The organism is Lipingzhangella halophila, assembly GCF_014203805.1.
Taxonomy (GTDB): domain Bacteria; phylum Actinomycetota; class Actinomycetes; order Streptosporangiales; family Streptosporangiaceae; genus Lipingzhangella; species Lipingzhangella halophila.
This window is the reverse complement of the sequence record NZ_JACHJT010000001.1, coordinates 4,069,786-4,087,362: the sequence shown is the minus strand read 5'-3', so window position 1 is coordinate 4,087,362 and position 17,577 is coordinate 4,069,786. Positions and strand designations below refer to the sequence as shown.

General features: G+C 70.8%; 14 protein-coding genes. 10 read left to right on the top strand and 4 right to left on the bottom strand.

What is annotated here, in order from left to right; genetic code table 11:
• Positions 1 to 533: 533 nt before the first annotated feature.
• Positions 534 to 968, bottom strand: a complete 435-nt coding sequence (locus tag F4561_RS32705) for an Hsp15 family ribosome-associated heat shock protein (protein WP_312885369.1) — start codon at positions 966 to 968, stop codon at positions 534 to 536.
• A gap of 333 nt (positions 969 to 1,301) precedes the next feature.
• On the opposite strand from F4561_RS32705, the gene F4561_RS18875 reads away from it, so the two are divergent.
• Positions 1,302 to 1,937, top strand: coding sequence for a MarR family winged helix-turn-helix transcriptional regulator (locus tag F4561_RS18875; RefSeq protein ID WP_184580724.1), 636 nt, complete (start codon positions 1,302 to 1,304; stop codon positions 1,935 to 1,937).
• A 252-nt stretch (positions 1,938 to 2,189) separates the two neighbouring features.
• Here F4561_RS18875 and F4561_RS18870 read toward each other — a convergent pair whose 3' ends face one another.
• Positions 2,190 to 2,846 (bottom strand): flavodoxin family protein, encoded by a 657-nt coding sequence (locus tag F4561_RS18870; RefSeq protein ID WP_184580723.1) that lies wholly within the window; start codon positions 2,844 to 2,846, stop codon positions 2,190 to 2,192.
• Positions 2,847 to 3,375: 529 nt separating this feature from the next.
• Between F4561_RS18870 and F4561_RS18865 the strand changes: the two genes are divergently transcribed.
• A complete protein-coding gene (locus tag F4561_RS18865) occupies positions 3,376 to 4,824 on the top strand; it encodes an FAD-binding protein (RefSeq protein WP_184580722.1) in 1,449 nt (482 codons plus the stop codon).
• Positions 4,825 to 4,851: 27 nt separating this feature from the next.
• Here the strand turns inward: F4561_RS18865 and F4561_RS18860 are convergent, their stop codons facing one another.
• The gene (locus F4561_RS18860) at positions 4,852 to 5,274 is read right to left on the bottom strand and encodes a nuclear transport factor 2 family protein (protein ID WP_184580721.1); all 423 of its coding nucleotides are present in this window, start codon (positions 5,272 to 5,274) and stop codon (positions 4,852 to 4,854) included.
• A 92-nt stretch (positions 5,275 to 5,366) separates the two neighbouring features.
• On the opposite strand from F4561_RS18860, the gene F4561_RS18855 reads away from it, so the two are divergent.
• From F4561_RS18855 to tcuA, 7 genes are all read left to right on the top strand, one after another.
• Complete coding sequence (locus F4561_RS18855; protein ID WP_184580720.1) at positions 5,367 to 5,945, top strand: TetR/AcrR family transcriptional regulator; 579 nt, start codon at positions 5,367 to 5,369, stop codon at positions 5,943 to 5,945.
• A gap of 229 nt (positions 5,946 to 6,174) precedes the next feature.
• Positions 6,175 to 7,518: an alpha/beta fold hydrolase gene (locus F4561_RS18850; protein ID WP_184580719.1), complete on the top strand. Its 1,344-nt coding sequence runs from the start codon at positions 6,175 to 6,177 to the stop codon at positions 7,516 to 7,518.
• Positions 7,505 to 8,989 carry an aldehyde dehydrogenase gene (locus F4561_RS18845; protein ID WP_184580718.1) on the top strand — a complete coding sequence of 495 codons (1,485 nt, stop codon included), beginning with the start codon at positions 7,505 to 7,507 and terminating at the stop codon, positions 8,987 to 8,989. Before F4561_RS18850 ends, F4561_RS18845 begins: the two co-directional genes overlap by 14 nt.
• Before the next feature lie 51 nt (positions 8,990 to 9,040).
• On the top strand, positions 9,041 to 10,408 hold the full coding sequence (locus F4561_RS18840) for an MFS transporter (protein ID WP_184580717.1): 1,368 nt from the start codon (positions 9,041 to 9,043) through the stop codon (positions 10,406 to 10,408).
• The gene (locus F4561_RS18835) at positions 10,395 to 11,330 is read left to right on the top strand and encodes an NAD(P)-dependent oxidoreductase (protein WP_221445542.1); all 936 of its coding nucleotides are present in this window, start codon (positions 10,395 to 10,397) and stop codon (positions 11,328 to 11,330) included. The genes F4561_RS18840 and F4561_RS18835 overlap by 14 nt, the downstream gene beginning before the upstream one ends.
• Before the next feature lie 64 nt (positions 11,331 to 11,394).
• Complete coding sequence (locus F4561_RS18830; protein WP_184580716.1) at positions 11,395 to 12,204, top strand: N-acyl homoserine lactonase family protein; 810 nt, start codon at positions 11,395 to 11,397, stop codon at positions 12,202 to 12,204.
• Positions 12,205 to 12,293: 89 nt separating this feature from the next.
• Positions 12,294 to 13,853 (top strand): FAD-dependent tricarballylate dehydrogenase TcuA, encoded by a 1,560-nt coding sequence (tcuA, locus tag F4561_RS18825; RefSeq protein ID WP_184580715.1) that lies wholly within the window; start codon positions 12,294 to 12,296, stop codon positions 13,851 to 13,853.
• A gap of 178 nt (positions 13,854 to 14,031) precedes the next feature.
• Here the strand turns inward: tcuA and F4561_RS18820 are convergent, their stop codons facing one another.
• Positions 14,032 to 14,661: a GntR family transcriptional regulator gene (locus tag F4561_RS18820; protein ID WP_184580714.1), complete on the bottom strand. Its 630-nt coding sequence runs from the start codon at positions 14,659 to 14,661 to the stop codon at positions 14,032 to 14,034.
• Positions 14,662 to 16,202: 1,541 nt separating this feature from the next.
• Here F4561_RS18820 and F4561_RS18815 point away from each other — a divergent pair.
• Positions 16,203 to 17,138, top strand: a complete 936-nt coding sequence (locus tag F4561_RS18815; protein WP_184580713.1) for an alpha/beta hydrolase family protein — start codon at positions 16,203 to 16,205, stop codon at positions 17,136 to 17,138.
• Positions 17,139 to 17,577 lie beyond the last annotated feature (439 nt).

The following is a 17,577-nucleotide window of genomic DNA, read 5'->3' as shown; positions in this document are numbered from 1 at the left end:
GGGCGTGTAACGGGGGCGGCGGTTGGTGGTGGGGCCAGTGGGGGTGTCTGTGGTGTGGTTCTCGGTGCTGGGTCGCGCCGAGAGTGTCTGTGGGGCCGGTCTCGGCGCCGAATCTGTCCGCACGGTCGGTTTCGGTGCCGCGCGAGCCTCCGCGCGCCCGCTATGTCTGGATTGTGAGTGGCCTGGGTCCCGAGCCCCGCGCCGGGCGGCACCTGGAAGCACCCCCGACCTATCCGGTGCCTTCGCTGCTCCCGTCGGGCGCGCCACCACCGGGCACCCGTCGCGACCACCGGGAGCCAGGCCATCCACCGCCCTCGCTGCCCGTCGCACGCGCAGCCACCGGGCATCAGTAGCGATTACCGGGGGCTGGCCCGTCCGCTGCCTTCGCCGCCCGGTTGGAAACCCCGCCACCCGCCGCCAGCCCCGGCTGGTCGCGGCCCCAGCCGAGAGCGTTCGGCCCACGCCAAGCACCACGAAACCCGAGGCGTTCGGGCAGGTGCGCGATCCGCGCGGTTCTCCCGGCCGCCTCTGGTTCAGCGCATTCCGCGCAGCCGGTCGATCTGTCGCCGGTCGCGTTTCGTCGGGCGCCCGGCGCCGGGATCGCGTCGCGGGACCGGGGCCTTCGCCTCGGGCGGCGGGGCAGGGGTGTGGTCGACATAGCACCGCACGGCGACCGGCGCGCCGACCCGCTTCTCGATCACGTGGCTGACCTCGACGATGCGGGGGGTTCCGGTCAGCTTGACCTTGACGACGTCGCCGACCCGTACCGCTGTCGCCGGCTTGACCGGCCGGTCGTTTACCCGGACGTGGCCGCCGCGGCAGGCTTGCGCGGCCACCTGCCGGGTCTTGGCCAGCCGCACCGCCCACAGCCAGCGGTCGATCCGGCCGCTGGGCAGCCCTGCTGGCAGGGAGCGGTCTTTGGCGGACGCCTTCGCTGGCTGAGACTCGCCGGCGGCACCGGTGTTCACGGTGGTTGGCCCCTGTTCGTCGACGTGCGTGCGGCGCGCGGACGCCCCTTGCGCGCACTGTAACGCGCCCGCCGCCGGAGGGGCCACCGTGTTCCGGCCGGCGTCGAGACGGTGCGGAGCGCCGTTCCCTGCCGCCGAACCCTGGCAGTGATCAGGTTCGATGCGGGTACCGAGGTGTCCGCGACGTTGCGGCCGCGCGCGTGGCCCGACCGCGGCCACGGCTCCATCGCGTTGCGCACGGCGGGTTCGCGCGTTCCCGTGCTCCGGTCGGGACATGCGGCAGCTCCCGATTCTGCCATTCTGGGAAGCTGTTCCGACGGTTACCCTGTGGTCATGAGCGAAGAGGCGGGGGGCCGGGCTGATGTCGTCGACGGCATCATCGCGAGATGGGCGGTGGAGCTGCCCGAGGCGGCGGGCATGCCGCTGGAGCTGTACAAGCGCGCGGCCCGCCTCACCTCGATCCTGGACCGTGCTGTGTACGCCCAGGTGGAGCGTCTCGGGCTGACACGTGCCGAATTCGACATCCTGGCCACGATGCGGCGCGCCGACGCGCCGCACCGGCTGACTCCCTCGGAGCTCTCGCAGGGGCTGCTGCTCTCCTCGGGCGGGACCAGCAACGTCCTGCGCCGGCTGACCCAGGCCGGGCTGGTGGAGCGGCACGGCAACGCCGGGGACCGGCGCAGTTCCTGGGTCCAGCTCACCGACCTGGGCGTCGAGAAGGCCGAGCTGGCCGTGCGGCTGGCGGCGCGCGCGACCGCGCAAGCACTGCGCGACGTAGCGCCCGGAACCGGGCACACGGCCGCCGATGCCCTGCGCGACGTACTGCTCGCGCTGGACGATGTGGACGATGCCTCGCTGGACCCGGCACACGTCCCGCCGGCGGCGGGGACGACGCACGAGGGTGGCAACGGCTCCGAGCCGTCGCCACCCTCGTCCACGTTCACCGGCACCCGCGCGCAGCCGGGGTAGCAGCTCCAGCCCGGGCCTCCCGCGCCCACAGGTCGCCGGTTTCCTCGGCCGCCGCTGGCTCGGGTACGGCGGCGACCGGGGTGCGGACTCGTTCCCTACACCCTCGTGCTCGCGTTGTGCGTACTGGAACAGGTGCTCCAGCGCGCCGCGGCGTGTGCGGGCCCGCCACTGCTCCCGGGGCCCTGCTCACCGCGGCCCCGGCCGCGCGCCGGCGCACGGGCCCGGCGTGGCCGGGGCGTTGGGCGTGTCCGCTCAGCCGGCGCACTCACCTGTGCCCGAGCCGCTGAGGACGGCGTCACGCGAACCGTCCTCGGTGCCCGAGAGGTAGGTGTCGCCGGCCCGGTGCAGCTTGGTGAACCGTGCCACCCGGCGTCCCAGAGCCGCCGCGGTCTCCAGATCGGAACCGATCGGCGCGGTGTCGGGGCCCTCGTCGTTGTTGGACTGCGACATCGCCCCGAGCCAACTGCCGAGCCGGTTGGTGTCCGAGGGCGCGCCCGCCGAGGTGTTCCAGCCGCCGTACCTGTCCAGGCCGACCCACACCATCCCGTGTTGGGAGGCGAGCAGCGCTATCTGCACCAGGGTGTTGAGCTTGTCGCCGCTCATGTTCCCGCTGTTGGTGAAGCCGGCGGCGATCTTGTCCCGCCAGCGCATGTTGTCGGCCCAGACCTTGCTGGTGGCCTCCTTGAACGTGGCGAAAGCGGCGCTGGCGCTGCTCATGTAGGTGGGACAGCCGAAGATGATCGCGTCGGCCCGGTCCAGTGCCTGCCAGTCGTCCTCGGTGAGCTGGTCCACCGCGTGCTGCTCGACGGTAGTCCCGGGAACCTCGCTCGCCCCCTTGGCAACAGCCTCGGCGAGCCGGCCGGTGTGGCCGTATCCGGTGTGGTACGCGATCGCGACGATCGTCTGCATTATCTCTCCAGAAAGCTTGATGAAAAGCTTTAAAGACAATATATGCTTGCTTCCCGGTGGACAACTACTGCGCGGCATTACGACCGGTGACGCTCCCGGGAAAGCCGCGCAGCAGCTCACAGAGGTCGGCGGTGCGGACGCGACCGCCCCGCGGTTGCGCACCTCAGAGCCGTTCCGGTAGCGTCCACCGCCGCACGCCGGGGCGTCTGGACCGCCGCGGCCGATCGCAGCATGGCGCGGCGGTCGGTCCCGCGAGGCAACCGGCTACCAACCTGCGGTTCCAACAGGACGGGCGGACGGAACCAGCGCCGCGGCCCGCTCCGCGGCGCAACGGCGCTCATCCGCCCGTGGCGGCGGCTCCAGCGCGAACCACACGACCCGGCCGTTCTCCCGGTCGCCGCTGTCCCACCACCGGGCGAGCCGGCTCACGACCTGGAGCCCTCGGCCGTGCTCGTCCGTCCCCGCGGCGCCCGCCTCGCGGGCGTACTAGGCTGCTCCTGATCCGAACGACCGGTCCGGAACGAGGCCCATGGACACCGACCCGGCGACCGCGGAACCCGCGCCTACCAGCCGCGGCACGGTGCGGCCGGCCGGAGGCGGCGCCGCGTCGCGGGCGTTCGGCGCGCTGCCGCGCCTGGACGGCGAGCTGGTCCGCGATCCCTGTTCCACCGCGCGCGCCGCCGACGACTACGGTCACCTGGTGCGCCATCGCCCGCTCGGGGTGTTGCGCGCGGCTTCGGCGTCCGACATCGCGGCGGTGCTGCGGTGGTGCGCGGAGCACGGGATCCCCGCCGCCGCGCGCGGACAGGGACACACCACGTACGGCCAGGCCCAGGTCGAGGGCGGGATGGTGCTCGATACCGCCGCCCTGCGGGGTGTGCGGTGGGAGTCGGCGAGCCGGGTGGCCGTCCAGGCGGGCGCGCGGTGGAGCGATGTGCTGCGCGCGACTCTGCGGCGCGGGCGTGCGCCGCGAGTCCTCACCGACTACCTGGGGCTCTCGGTCGGCGGGACGCTCTCGGTGGGCGGGTTCGGCGGCGCGAGCCAGCACTACGGGGCCCAGACCGACAATGTTGCGGAGATCGAGGTGGTGACCGGGAACGGCCGGATCGCGACCTGCTCGCCTGACCAGGACCCGGAACTTTTCCACGCCGCGCTCGCCGGTCTCGGCCAGTGCGCGGTCATCACCCGTGCCAGTGTCGAGACCGTGCCGGTGCCGCCGAGCGTGCGGCGCTTCGCGCTGAGCTATCCGACGGCGTCGGCGCTGGCACACGACCAGCGGCGCCTGGTCGCCGATGGGCGCTTCGCGCACGTCGAGGGCCTGGCCCGGCCCGCGCCTGATGGCGGCGGCTGGCGCTACGTGCTGGAGGCGGTCGCGATGCCCCCGGCCAGGGAGCGGCCGGACGACGCGGCCCTCCTCGGTGACCTGCACGACGATCGCGAGCAGGCGGAGATCGGCGACCTACCGTTCCTGGAGTTCGCCGACCGGATGGCGCCAGGTATCCGCGGCCTGCGGTTGACCGGCCAGTGGTACCACCCGCATCCGTGGCTGAACCTGCTGCTTCCCGACAGCGCGGCGGACGACGTGGTGGGCACGGTCATGGCCGGGCTCACACCCGATGCCATCGGCCCCAGCGGTGTCGTGCTGCTGTACCCGATGCGCCGCGCGGTGTTGCGTACTCCGTTGCTGCGGGTGCCCGACGAGCCGGTGGTGTTCCTGTTCGCCCTGCTGCGAACCGCCACCCCGGCACCGGGGGCGCCCACGGCCGAAGAGGCGCTGGACGCCAACCGCCGCAGCTACGAACTCGCCCGGGAGCGCGGCGGGGTCCGGTATCCGGTGGGCAGTGTCGCCATGGGGCCGGGCGACTGGCCCGCGCACTTCGGGGAGCGCTGGCCGGACCTGGTGGCCGCCAAGGCCGCCTACGATCCCGCCTCGATCCTGGCGCCCGGAGTGGGAGTCTTTCCCGCCCCTCCGCGATGAGCCTGCCGGCCGCAGCGGCCGGCAGGCTCAGGCGGGCTGGGCGAACGCGGCCAGGGCCGCGGTGTCCTGGTACTCCCGGAAGTGGGTGACCACCCCGTCGCGTACCCGCAGCACCAGGATGAACGGCGCCGTGGCGGAGCGCCCGGTCGCGGTGTCCGTTGCCGCGATCTCGTACTCCACGATGAGCACCTCGGGGTCGGCGGTTTCCTGCGGCACGACGTTGCGGAACTCCTCGAAGCGCACGTGCGCCAGCGCTGCCCGGGCCGCTTCCGCGAACGCCGCGAACTGCTCCCGGCCGTCGAACCGGCGGGGGTGGCCGGGGGGTGCGACGGGGGTCTCGACGATGACGTCCTGCGCGCACATATCGGCGGTGAGTGCGAGGCCGCCCCCTTCGAGCACGTTGCGCTGGAACCGGTCGAAGACATCTCGGGGACTCGGCGTGCCGGGCATGGGCGCTCCTCTCGGTAGGGAGATAATCGGAGTAAGGGCTCCAATTAAGTATCCGGAGTTAAGACTCCGGTTGCCAAGGAGGGTGGCGGAGAATGGCGGCGGAACCAGCCAAACCGCTCAGGGCCGACGCGCGGCGGAACAGGGAACGCGTTCTTGAGGCGGCGCGGTCCGTCTTCGCCGCCAAGGGGGCGACAGCCTCAACCGAGGAGATCGCCCGGGAGGCCGAGGTCGGTATCGGAACCGTCTTCCGGCACTTCCCGACCAAGGACGCGCTTCTGCAGGCGATCATCCAGGACAGCCTGGACCACCTGTTCGACGAGGCCGAGGCCCTCGTTTCCGGGGGCGCTCCCGACACGGCCCTGTTCACGTTCTTCACCCGGATGGTCGATATGGCCGCGGCCAACCGGGCCGTCGTCGAGATCCTGGCCGGCGCGGGAGCCGACCTGCCGGTGGCGAAGGTGGTCGAGCGGCTGCGGGAGACGGTCACGACGCTGCTCGCACGCGCCCAGCAGGTCGGCGGCGTGCGCGCCGACGCGCGCCCGCCGGAGGTACTGGCGCTGCTCACCGGGACGTGCCAGGCAGCGCTGGCCACGGAATGGGACGGCGATGTCCGGGAGCGCGCGCTCACCATTGTCTTCGACGGTCTGCGTCCGGTACGAACGATCACCTGAGCCCGGCCGGCGCCGCGCCGGACCGGATCTGGCCCGGTCTGGCCGGTTCTGACCGGGTCTGGTCTGGCCCGGTGAGCGTTGTGTGCGGCGAGCCGCCATCGCGGCGCGCGTACCCGCCCGGCCACCGGCCCGCTCCTTCATCTCCCCTTGACATGGCGTTAACCAGGTGTCGTATTCTTCTGTATGCAACTGTGTACATTGCCATTGGGTGGTGAACGGGAGGCTGGGCATGCGCGATTCCGGCAGCGAGCACGCGTGGTCGGAGTTCGTGGACCGCTGGAGCGGGCGGTGCGCGCGAGACCCGGAGCTGGCCACGCTGGCCCAAGGGGCGACCGTCGGCTTCGGGCTGCGCCACGGCACCGACCGCGCCGAGTTCCGGTTCTCCGACGGCCGGTTCGCGACCGGCGCTTCGGCCGCCACCACCGAGAGCGGACCGGAGTTCGAGGTCAGCGCGCCGCCGGCGGAGTGGTCACGGTTCTTCGAGGCCGTGCCCCGGCCGCCGTACCAGAGCTTCTTCGGGATGCTGATGCGGGTTTCGGGGGCTGAGGTGCTCGGCGACGAACTGGTATTCGCCCAGCACGCCCACCTCGTTCGGCGCGTGCTGGAGCTCGGCCGGGAGGCCGCATCTGGGGCAGCGGCACCGGACGCGCGCTCGGCGCCAGCGGACGGCGCGCACGACGGTGACGACCGCCGGCAGGCGGCCGGCCACGACGCCGTAACCGGGCGCTACCTGCACCTCGACGTCACCGGATCGCGCCAGCGCGTCTACTACGAGACCGCGGGCTCCGGCCGCGACGTGCTGTTCCTGCACACCGCGGGCGCGGACTGCGCCCAGTTCCACCACCTGCTCGCCAACCCGGCGCTGCGCTCGCGCCTGCGCATGGTCTCCTTCGATCTTCCCTGGCATGGCAAGTCCCCGCCGCCACCGGGCGCCGTGCCCGGGAGCTACGCCCTGGACACCGATACCTACGCCCGAACGGTCATGGCGCTGGTGGAGGAACTGGGACTGCGCCAGCCGATCGTCGTCGGCGCCTCGATGGCCGGGGAGATCTGCCTCGAACTGGCCTACCGGCACCCCGACCGCCTCGGCGGCGTCGTAGCCTGTGAGGCCAGCGACGCCGTGCCCGGCCGGCAGGTGCGCTGGGCTCTCGACCCGCGGGTCAACCAGGCCCTGTTCGTCCCCGAGTGGGTCGACGGCCTCATGGCTCCGCAGAGCCCGCCCGAGTACCGCGCCGAGGTGTGGTGGGGCTACTCGCAGGGAGGGCACGGCGCGTTCTACGGCGACATCCTGTTCTACAGCGGCGACTGGGACGGCAGGGACCGGGTGCCGCACATCGACACCCAGCGGTGCCCGGTCGTCATGCTCACCGGTGAGTACGACTACTCGTGCACCCCGGAGATGTCGCGCCGGACGGCGGAGCGGATTCCCGGCGCGCACTTCGCGGTCATGCCCGAACTCGGGCACTTCCCGCACGCCGAGAACCCGCCGCGGTTCGCCGCACACCTCAGTGACGCGCTCACCACGATCGACACCCACAGCCCGAAGCCGGAGCCAGCCGATGACCACCACTGACTACAGCATGCTGATCGACGGCCAGCGGGTCGGCGCCGAAAGCGGCGACCGCATGGCCGCGATCAACCCCTACACCACGGAGGAGTTCGCCACCTTCCCCGACGCGGGCGCGTCCGATGTGAACGCCGCCGTCACGGCCGCGCGCACGGCGTTCGAGCGGGAGTGGCGCACCGTGCCCGGGGTGCGCCGCGCCGAACTGCTGAACCGCCTCGCGTCGCTGCTGGAGGAGAACGCCGACGAGCTCGGCACGCTGGAGACCAGGGACAACGGGAAGCTGCTGCGCGAGACCACGAGCCAGGTCCGGTTCGCGGCCAGGAACTACCGTTTCTTCGCCGGGTACGCGGACAAGCTCGGTGGCCGCACGGTTCCGCTCGACTCGCCGGACACCTTCGACTACACCATCGCCGAACCCATCGGGGTGGCCGCGCTGATCACCGCGTGGAACTCGCCGATGCAGCTCCTCGCCAATAAGCTCGCGCCGGCGATCGCGGCCGGGAACTGTGTCGTGGTCAAACCCTCCGAGCACGCGTCGGTGACCACCCTGGAACTGGCGGACCTGGTCACCCGGGCGGGCTTCCCGCCCGGTGTCATCAACATCGTCACGGGTGGGCCCCAGGCCGGTATCGCCCTGTCCGAGCACCCCGGCCTCGACCGGATCAGTTTCACCGGCAGCGTGCCCACCGGCAGCGCGATCGCCCAGGCCGCCGCGCGCAACGTAATCCCCACGACGCTGGAGCTCGGCGGCAAGTCGCCGAACATCATCTTCGCCGACGCGGACCTGGACCGCGCGGTGGCCGGAGCTGTGGCGGGCATCTTCGCCGCCGGCGGGCAGACCTGCATCGCCGGAAGCCGGCTGCTGGTGCAGCGGCCGGTGTACGAGCAGGTGGTCGAGGGGGTCGCCGAACGGGCCCGCGCGATCCGCCTCGGCGACCCGCTGCTGCCCGAGACCCAGCTCGGTCCGCTCGCCAACCGTCCCCACTACGAGCGCATCCGGGCGGCCGTCGAGGCCGGCATCAGCGCCGGCGCCCGGCCAGTGACCGGCGTGGACTCCGCCGCCCAGGACACGTCGTCGGCCGCCGGGTTCTTCGTACCGCCCACGGTCTTCGCCGACGTGCACAACTCCTCGCGGCTGGCCCGTGAGGAGATCTTCGGTCCCGTTCTGAGCGTGATCCCCTTCGCCGACGACGAGGAGGCCGTGGCCATCGCCAACGACAGCGACTACGGGCTGGCTTCCGGGATCTGGACCAACGACCTGACCCGGGCGCACGTCGTCGCCAAGCGGCTCGTGGCCGGCACGGTCTGGGTGAACACCTACCGGGCCAGCGCGGCGCAGGCCCCGTTCGGCGGGACACGCAAGTCCGGCTACGGCCGGGAACGGGGCGAGGAAGCGCTCCAGGAGTACCTCACCACGAAGAACGTGCTGATTGACCTGTCCGGGACGACCCCGGACCCCTTCTCCATCCGCACCTGAGGCCGCCCCCAACCGGTCGCGGCACGAGAATCGAGGAGACCCCGTACGTCTATGACGAACCAACCGACCGACCCGAAACAGTCCACAGGTACCAAGGACAACCTTTCTCCCCAGGCCCGCGGGGGGATCCGGGGCGCCTTCTACGGGTACTTCGTGGACTTCTACGACATCTACCTGCCGACTATGGCGCTCGCCCCGGCCATGGTCTACTTCGAACCCGAGCACCTCGACACGGTGACGAGTTCGACGATCTACTACATCACGCTCGCGATCACCCTGCTGGGACGGCCGCTCGGCGCCTCGATCTTCGGGAACATGGCCGACAGCATCGGCCGCAAGCCGGCCACCATGGTCGCCGTGGGCGGCTCCACGGTGATCACGTTCCTCATGATGCTGATGCCCGGCTACGCCCTCCTGGGCTGGTTCGCGATCATCGGGTTGATCCTGCTGCGGTTCGTGAACGGCATCTTCCTCGGCGGTATCTACACGGCCGCGGTGCCGCTGGCCATGGAGTACGCACCGCCCGAGAAGCGTGCCCGGGTGTCCACCCGGATCATGCTGGGCTACCCCCTGGCCTTCATCGTGGTCAGCCTGCTGACCACCCTGATGCTGCGGGTCACGCCGGTGGAGGACGGCAGCTACCTGGAGTGGGGCTGGCGGGCTCCGTTCGTGCTCAGCGTCATCTTCCAGGTGGCGTTCCTGCTCTACTACCGCCGCGTCGAAGAGCCCCCGATGGTCAAGCGGAGCAAGGACCGGCCGTCCCCGTTGAAGGAGCTGGTCGCCAGAGGGCCGAACCGGCGCGGTCTGCTGCAGGTGTTCATGCTGATGAGCGGGATGTGGCTGTCGCTGCAGACCGCCGTGTCGATGATGCCGGGCTTCCTGAGCGGCGTGCTGGAGATCCCGGACATGTCGGTCACCGTGGCCACGGTCGTGTTCTTCACCGTCCTGATGGGCACCTATCTGGGGGTCGGTCGGCTCACGGACGCCTGGGGCCGGCGGCCGGTGCTGGTCCTGTTCGGAGTGCTGACCGCCACCGTCGTCCCGGTCCTGTACTGGTTGCTGATCGCCACGGCCGATCCGGGTGAGGGGGTCATCGCCACCCTGGTGCTGGCGGGAATCGTCGTGGTGGTGGCCAACACGCCCTGGGGCATCCTCAGTGCCTACATCCCGGAGCGGTTCCCGGTCGAGGTCCGGGCTTCCGGGTTCGGGGTCGGCTACACCTTCGCGGTGATCATCCCGTCGCTGTACAGCTTCGTCCTGGTCTGGATGAGCCACCTCATGCCCTACGAGTACACCCAGATTCCGCTGGTGGTCCTCGGCGGTGTGCTCGCGGTGGTCGGCGCGCTCATGGGCCCGGAGACCAAGGGAGCGGATCTCGCCGCGACGCGAACGCAAGGAGCCAACATTGACCAGCGGTAGTGAACCCGTGCGGGTGGCGCTGTGCGGCCTGGGGAACATGGGGTCGGCGATCGCCGGGCGGCTGGCCGACACCGGCTGGCCCACCCTCGTCTTCGACCTCGACGCGGAACGGACCCGCCAGGCCGCGGAGGCGCCAGGGGCCGCGGCCGCCGCGAGCGTCGCGGAGTTGGCGACCGCCGACGTCGTGCTGCTCTCGTTGCCGACCCCGAAGGCGTCCCTGGAAGTCGTCTCGGAGCTGGCGCCCCGGATGCGTGCGGACGCTGACACTGTCATCGTCGAGACCTCCACGGTCAACCCGCCGGACATGACCGCGGCCGGCGAGGTGTGCGCGCCGCACGGCGTCGGGATCATCGACGCCGCGATCCTTTCCGGGGTCGCTCAGATGCGCTCCGGGTCCGCGGCCCTGCTGGTCGGCGGGGAGGAGCGCCACACCCGCACGGCCGCGCCCGTGCTCGATGCCATCAGCGCGTCGAGCCGGCAGTTCGGGCCGTTGGGCAGCGGGATGGCCGCCAAGGTCATCAACAACGCGGTCGCGCATGCGGTCATGGTGGTCCTCTCCGAGGCCGGTGCGCTGGCCGCCGCGACAGGAGTCTCCGGCACGGCGCTGGCCGAGCTGCTCGGCGGTGCGGACGCCGGACTCACGCGGCCGCTGACGCACCGGTTCGTGGAGCGGATCCTGCGCGCCGAGTATGAGGGCGGTATGCCGACCGAGGCGGCCCGCAAGGACTCCACGCTGGTCCTGGACCTCGCGCAGCAGACGAACGTTCCGCTGTTCGCGCTGCAGAGCACGCACACCGTCTACGAGCTGGGAATGGCGCAGGGCCTGGGCCGCTACGACTACTCCGCGATCGCGACACTGTGGGAGCAGTGGACCGGGCGCCCCATGAGCGAGACCGGCGATGGCAACGGCGGCGACGAGTAACAACGGGGAGGGCGCGGACGGTCCGGTCGGGTCGGCCGCGCCCCTCCCTCGGGAAAGGGAAACGATGACGGCCGAGCCCAGCGGCGTTGGCGATGGTGACACTCGCGTCTACGCGATCCGCTTCGCGCACCGCGAGGCATCCGTGCGGGGCGAGCATTTCTACGGGCACGATCCCTGCTCCGAGTCGCCGTTTCCGATCGACTACTACGTGTGGCTCATCGTCTCCGGCGAGCGCACGGTTCTCGTTGACGCGGGCTTCACCGCGGAGACCGCGCGCCGTCGGGGCAAGCGGGACTACCTCCAGTCGCCCATGGAAACGATCGCGGCCCTGGGGTCGGATGCCGGCCGTGTCTCCCACCTCATCCTCAGCCACCTGCACTACGACCACGTGGGCCACGTTGCGGACTTCCCTTCCGCGAGCGTCGTTCTGCAGGAGTCCGAGCTCGCGTTCTGGACGTCGCGGCACGCGGGACGCGGTGAGCACGCCCGTCTCGCCGATCCCGAGGCGATCGCGTCCCTGGCGCGGGAGAACTTCACCGGGCGCGTGCGGTTGGTGAACGGTGAGCACGAGGTGGCTCCGGGGGTCACCGTGCACCGGGTCGGCGGGCACACCCCGGGACTGCAGGTGACCCGGGTCGAGACCGCTCGGGGCATCGTGGTTCTCGCCGCCGACGGGACGCACTTCTTCGAGAACATCGAGCAGGACCGGCCCTACGGGGTGGTCAACCACCTCCCGTCGATGTACGAGGCGTTCGACACCATCCGCGCGCTGGCGGGTCCTGCCGGGGTGGTGGTTCCGGGACACGACCCCCGGGTGCGGGAGCGGTTCCCGGCAGTGCCCGGATTGGAGGGGTTGGCCGTGCGCGTCGTCTAGGCGCCGGCGGCCCGGCTCGTTGTTCTGGAGTGCCGGGCCGGTCGCACCGAACTTGTATGCAGAAGTACACCGCGTTTTGAAGGGCACACGTGAACACGAGCAGCGAAGCGAAGACGAGCAATCCCACGGCGGGCACCGAACCAAGACCGGGCGCGCCGAGTGCCGAGCACTACGACGTCGTCGTCGTTGGCGGTGGCAACGCTGGCTTCTGCGCCGCGCACGCGGCACGGGACCGCGGCGCGCGGGTGCTGGTCCTGGAGAAGGGGAACGCCCACCAGGCCGGCGGCAACTCCTTCTACACAGCGGGGGCGTTCCGGGTCGCGCACCCGGGGAGCGAGGGCCTGTCCGGCGTCCTCGACGACGAGTCGCTGGCCAAACTGGGCGAGACGGACCTCGCTCCCTACACCACGAGCGACTTCACCGCGGACATGGAGCGCCTCACGGACGGCCGCTGCGACCCCGGCATGGTGCGCACCCTGGTGGGCCGGAGCTGGGACATCGTCACCTGGCTGCACGCCAAGGGGATGCGCTGGCGGTTGATGTACGAGCGGCAGGCCTACGTCTCGAACGGCCGCTGGGTGTTCCACGGCGGGCTGGCTCTGGGGACCGTCGACGGCGGGAAGGGGCTGATCGCCCAGCACACCGAGATCGCCCACACCAGCGGTGTCCGGATTCGCTACGGGGCCACGGTGCGCGACCTGCTGTGCGACGACTCGGGGGTCGTCCGCGGAGTCAGCTACACCGACTCCGACGGCCACTCGCACACCGTCGAGGCCGCATCAACGGTCCTGACCGCTGGCGGGTTCGAGGCCAGCCCGGAGCTTCGGCAGCGGTACCTGGGAGCGGGATGGGAACAGGCCCTGGTCCGGGGCAACCCGCTGAACACCGGCGAGGTGCTGCAGCGCGCCATCGGACTGGGCGCGGCGCCGTACGGTGACTGGGCCTCCTGCCACAGCGTTGCCTGGGACGCCGGGGCGCCGCCGCAGGGCGGGGACCGCGAGCTGACCAACCAGCGCACGCGGCAGAGCTACCCCATCGGTGTGGTGGTCGACCGGGACGGCCGCCGCTTCGTCGATGAGGGGGCCGACTACCGGAACTACACCTATGCCAAGTACGGCCGGGAGATCCTCTCGCGCCCGGGCGGTGTGGCCTTCCAGCTCTTCGACGCCAAGACCCGGCCACTGCTCCGTTCCGAGGAATACGACTCGCGGCCGATCACCGGGGGCTCGGCCGACACCCTCCCGGACCTCGCGGGCAAGCTCGGGATCGACCCGGACGGGCTGACAGCCACCGTGAACGAGTTCAACAAGAACATTGTGGACGAGCCGTTCGACCCCGCGGTCAAGGACGGCCGCGCCGCCCAGGTCGAACCGCCCAAGTCGAACTGGGCGCAGGCCCTGGACACTCCGCCGTACTACGGATACGCGGTGAGCTGCGGAATCACGTTCACGTTCGGTGGCCTCGCGGTCGACTCGCGCGGCCGGGTGCTCACCGAAGAGGGCACCCCGCTCACGGGTCTCTACGCCGCCGGCGAGATCGTCGGCGGGCTGTTCTCGGGCAACTACCCGGGAGGCTCGGGCCTCACAGCGGGATCTGTCTACGGTCGGCTTGCCGGGGAGGCCGCGGCCACCGACCGGCGCCCCGCCTGACCCGGACATTGGTGGCCGCGCCGCGGACCGGGGCGGCCACCGCGTGCGCCGCGAAGGCTCGCTGCCGCGATCGGCACCGATCGCGGCAGCCAACCCTCGGGCGCCGCACCACCCCGCCGCAACGTTCGTGCGCGTCGCAGCAGCGGGGCCGCATGCCCTCGGACGGCAGAGGGCGGGACTAGCGCAGCTCCGCCGCGTACATATCCAGCCGGATGTCGCGCGCCGCCGCCATATGGCGTTCCGCGCACTCCGCCGCCTCTTCGGGGCGCTGGTTCTCGATGGCCGCCAGAATCGCGCCGTGCTCGGCCAGCGCGCTCTCCCAGCGGCCGGAGCGCGTCAGCGTGGTCGCCGGATAGCGAGCCAGGTGGTCGTTGAGCCGGGTGAGGAGGTCGATCAACGTCCGGTTGTGGCTCGCCTGCCACATCGTCTCGTGGAAGGCCCGGTTGGCCGTAGCCATGGCGTAGGCGTCCGTCGAGTCGACCTCGGCCATCGCTTCGGCCGCCCGGCGCAGCCGGATGAGGTCGATCTCGGTGCGCCGCTTGGCCGCGGCGCTGGCGACCGCGCCTTCCAGGACGATACGCACCTCGTAGATCTCCAGGATCTCCTCCGGGCTCCGGCCGCGTACCCGCATACCCCGATCGGCGCGTTCGACGAGACCGTCCTGCTCCAGCCGCCGCAGGGCCTCGCGGATGGGGGTTCGGCTGACCCCGTAGTGCTCCGCGAGAGTCAGCTCGGGGAGTTGGGCGCCGCTTTCCCACTCCCCGGAGATGATCGCGGTGCGGAGCCGCTCGTAGACGCCATCGGCCATCTGTCCTCCTACATCTCCCCGTCTAACGAAAGTATACGCGTGTATGCTGTGCGGCTTCCTGCCGCCCAGCGACCGTGGAGCCCCGGAGGGTGCATGAGGCGCACGAGGGGCGGGAAAGGATGCGCGCCGCCCGCTTCCGGGCGGAACGCCGCGACGACGACATTACCCCCGGCCGCCCTCGGGACGTGATGCGTCCCGGGGGCGGCCTCCCGCGCCGCCACGTGCCGCCGAGATCGGTACCGCCGGCCATACCGGCCACGTTTTCCGGAGCAGTTCGCGCGGGACAGAAACGCGGGGATATCTGTTCGGTGCGTTTATTGTTTCCGTAAGGCGCCAACACGCGCCCAAGCGGGTAAATGCTTTCTGCTCCGGGATTCTCGCCGTACTGGTGATCCGGCGGGCGCTCGATTGGCGAAAGGATCCCGATAGTTTCGCCATTCCGATTCAGGGAGTTGGCTCCACCGGGGCCATTCGTTGTGCGTTCGCGGTGTATAAGCCCGTCAACGGCAGCTGCATCACGAGGGTGCAGCCCTGCACGGTTCCGTGGAATCGCGCAGGTAAAAGGGAGTGCCCGAGCGAAGAGCAGGGAGCCGGTCCCCCTCTCGGCATGTCGCCGGAGACCCGAATGGATATTTCGGAGCGGCCGCCCCTTCTCCGTCGTATCCGGCCCGCTGCGCGGACGCGGAATGGCAAGAGGCGCGGTGCCTCGTGCGGAGAGGTCCGCCTACTCGATTCCGGTGAAAAGGAGCCTGGCTCCAGGCGGGAAACGAATGTTTCCGCCACTGGCCCGCTACCGGGGGACCGGGCCGAACGCCGTCGTGGACGTGCCGGAACGCTGCCCGGCTCGCGATGCTGGGCCGCTCGATGAGTGGCGGCGGCATCAGCCCGGGCGGTGGCAACTCCGGCTGCCGCCGCAGTTGCCCGCATGGCGACTCCGGCTCGGGCGCGGAGAGTGACGCCGGTGCCGAGGCAGACGCCGGGGAAGAGGGCGGACGCATTCATCCGGAGGGTTAATCCCGTTTAGGAGCGCAGGGTTGCGCCAAGTGAAAGGAACCCCGGAACAAAGGCATGGCCTGGGGGTTCACCTAGTACTGGTGATTTGACGGATGTGCGGCGGTCGGATTGGAGCCGATAGTTGTCACGACCCCGAAACGAGGAGTTGATGAACGCGGACCCAATTCGATCAATTTCACGGAGAGTACACGAATCCTGAGATCGCCGCGGTACCGCAAGGGTCAGAGGAGGTTCGGCGGCGCAATCCGAAAACCCCACAGTGGGCCGGACCCGGGGACGATGGGGCCACCCCGCCGCCCGGATACCGGAAAACAGATCGAGATGCCGGTTCGAGGACCCCTGTCCCAACGCGAACCGCAGGCGACCTCCCCCCGATGGGGACCGCACGGGACTTCCGCGGCAACGGTTTCCCGCCTCGTATCCATACCCGGCCTCCCCAATGCGGCCGGGGCGATCGAGAGCGACGGCACTGCGCTGTGGAACCCGTGAGAGCCCAGTCAAATTACCCAAAAGGAGATCACAACTCCATGCGTAAGACGGACACCCCCCAGGAGCTATCCCCCACCCCCACGGCCAGGCGGAGCGCGCTTGGCACCAAGGTAGCCAGCACCGTCGGAGTGGCCGCGGCACTGGCCATGAGCATGAGCCTCGCCTCTCCGGCTCAGGCGGACACCGGCTCCCACGAGCGCGGGCCCGACCCCACGGAGCAGGCACTCGAAGCGCGGTCGGGCCCCTTCGACACCGACGACGAGCGCGTCTCGTCCCTGGGAGCGAGCGGTTTCGGTGGTGGAACGATCTACTACCCTGAGGACACCAGCGAGGGTGACTTCGGCGCCGTGGCTCTCGCTCCCGGCTACACCGCGAGCTCGACCTCGTACTCCTCACTGGCGGAACGGATCGCCTCGCACGGCTTCGTGGTCCTGGCCTTCGACACCAACACGCGCTACGACCAGCCGAACAGCCGTGGTCGCCAGATGGAGAGCGCCCTGGAGTACCTGACCGAGGACAGCGACGTGACGGACCGTATCGACACGGACCGGCAGGCTGTTTCCGGCCACTCCATGGGTGGCGGCGGCACGCTCGCGGCCGCCGACGACAACCCGGACCTGCAGGCCGCCGTTCCGCTCACCCCCTGGCACACCCAGAAGAGCTGGAGCGGGATGCAGGTCCCGACCATGATCATCGGTGCGGAGAACGACTCCATCGCCTCGGTGCGCTCGCACTCCATCCGCTTCTACGAGAGCCTGCCCGGCAGTCTGGAGAAGGGATACGCCGAGGTCGACGGGGCGAGCCACTTCGCGCCGAACAGCAACGACGACACCGTCGCCAAGTACACGATCACCTGGCTGAAGCGCTTCGTTGACAACGACACGCGCTACGAGCAGTTCCTCTGCCCGCCGCCCGACTCCGGTGGCTGGGGCGACGATCTGTCCGACTACCGCGACAGCTGCCCGACCGGGTAGCTACCCCGCCCGCTCACCCGTACTGAGCGGGCGCACAACCGACTACGGCAGGGCGCCGGTGGCGGTCCGAAAGCGGACCGCCACCGGCGTCGTCGTGTGCGCGGCCCCGGTGCGGGTGCCCGATGGTGGCGCGCCCGACGGGGGCGGCGAGGACGGTGGGTGTCCGGGGTAAGTGGTGATCGGTGCGGTGAGGGCGTGGTGGGACTTCCAGCGGGGCGGCGAGGAGAGCGGGTGGGCCAGCCTGCGGGGGTCGGTTCTGGTGCCCGATGGTGGCGCGCCCGACGAGGCGGCGGCCGGTGGCGGGACGCGGCGAGAGTGTCCGTGGCGTCATTCTCGGCGCTGGGTCGTATCGAGGGTGACTGTGGGGACGTTCTCGGCGCCGAATCTGTCCGCATGGTCGGTTTCGGTGCGGCGGTAGCCTCCGCGCGTCCGCTATGTC

Coding starts and splice junctions, on each gene's coding strand:
- F4561_RS18815 (WP_184580713.1), top strand. CDS start 16,203: ATGCGTAAGACGGACACCCCCCAGGAGCTATCCCCCACCCCCACGGCC.
- F4561_RS18820 (WP_184580714.1), bottom strand. CDS start 14,661: ATGGCCGATGGCGTCTACGAGCGGCTCCGCACCGCGATCATCTCCGGG.
- F4561_RS18860 (WP_184580721.1), bottom strand. CDS start 5,274: ATGCCCGGCACGCCGAGTCCCCGAGATGTCTTCGACCGGTTCCAGCGC.
- F4561_RS18830 (WP_184580716.1), top strand. CDS start 11,395: ATGACGGCCGAGCCCAGCGGCGTTGGCGATGGTGACACTCGCGTCTAC.
- F4561_RS18870 (WP_184580723.1), bottom strand. CDS start 2,846: ATGCAGACGATCGTCGCGATCGCGTACCACACCGGATACGGCCACACC.
- F4561_RS18865 (WP_184580722.1), top strand. CDS start 3,376: ATGGACACCGACCCGGCGACCGCGGAACCCGCGCCTACCAGCCGCGGC.
- F4561_RS18845 (WP_184580718.1), top strand. CDS start 7,505: ATGACCACCACTGACTACAGCATGCTGATCGACGGCCAGCGGGTCGGC.
- F4561_RS18840 (WP_184580717.1), top strand. CDS start 9,041: ATGACGAACCAACCGACCGACCCGAAACAGTCCACAGGTACCAAGGAC.
- F4561_RS18875 (WP_184580724.1), top strand. CDS start 1,302: ATGAGCGAAGAGGCGGGGGGCCGGGCTGATGTCGTCGACGGCATCATC.
- F4561_RS18855 (WP_184580720.1), top strand. CDS start 5,367: ATGGCGGCGGAACCAGCCAAACCGCTCAGGGCCGACGCGCGGCGGAAC.
- F4561_RS18850 (WP_184580719.1), top strand. CDS start 6,175: ATGCGCGATTCCGGCAGCGAGCACGCGTGGTCGGAGTTCGTGGACCGC.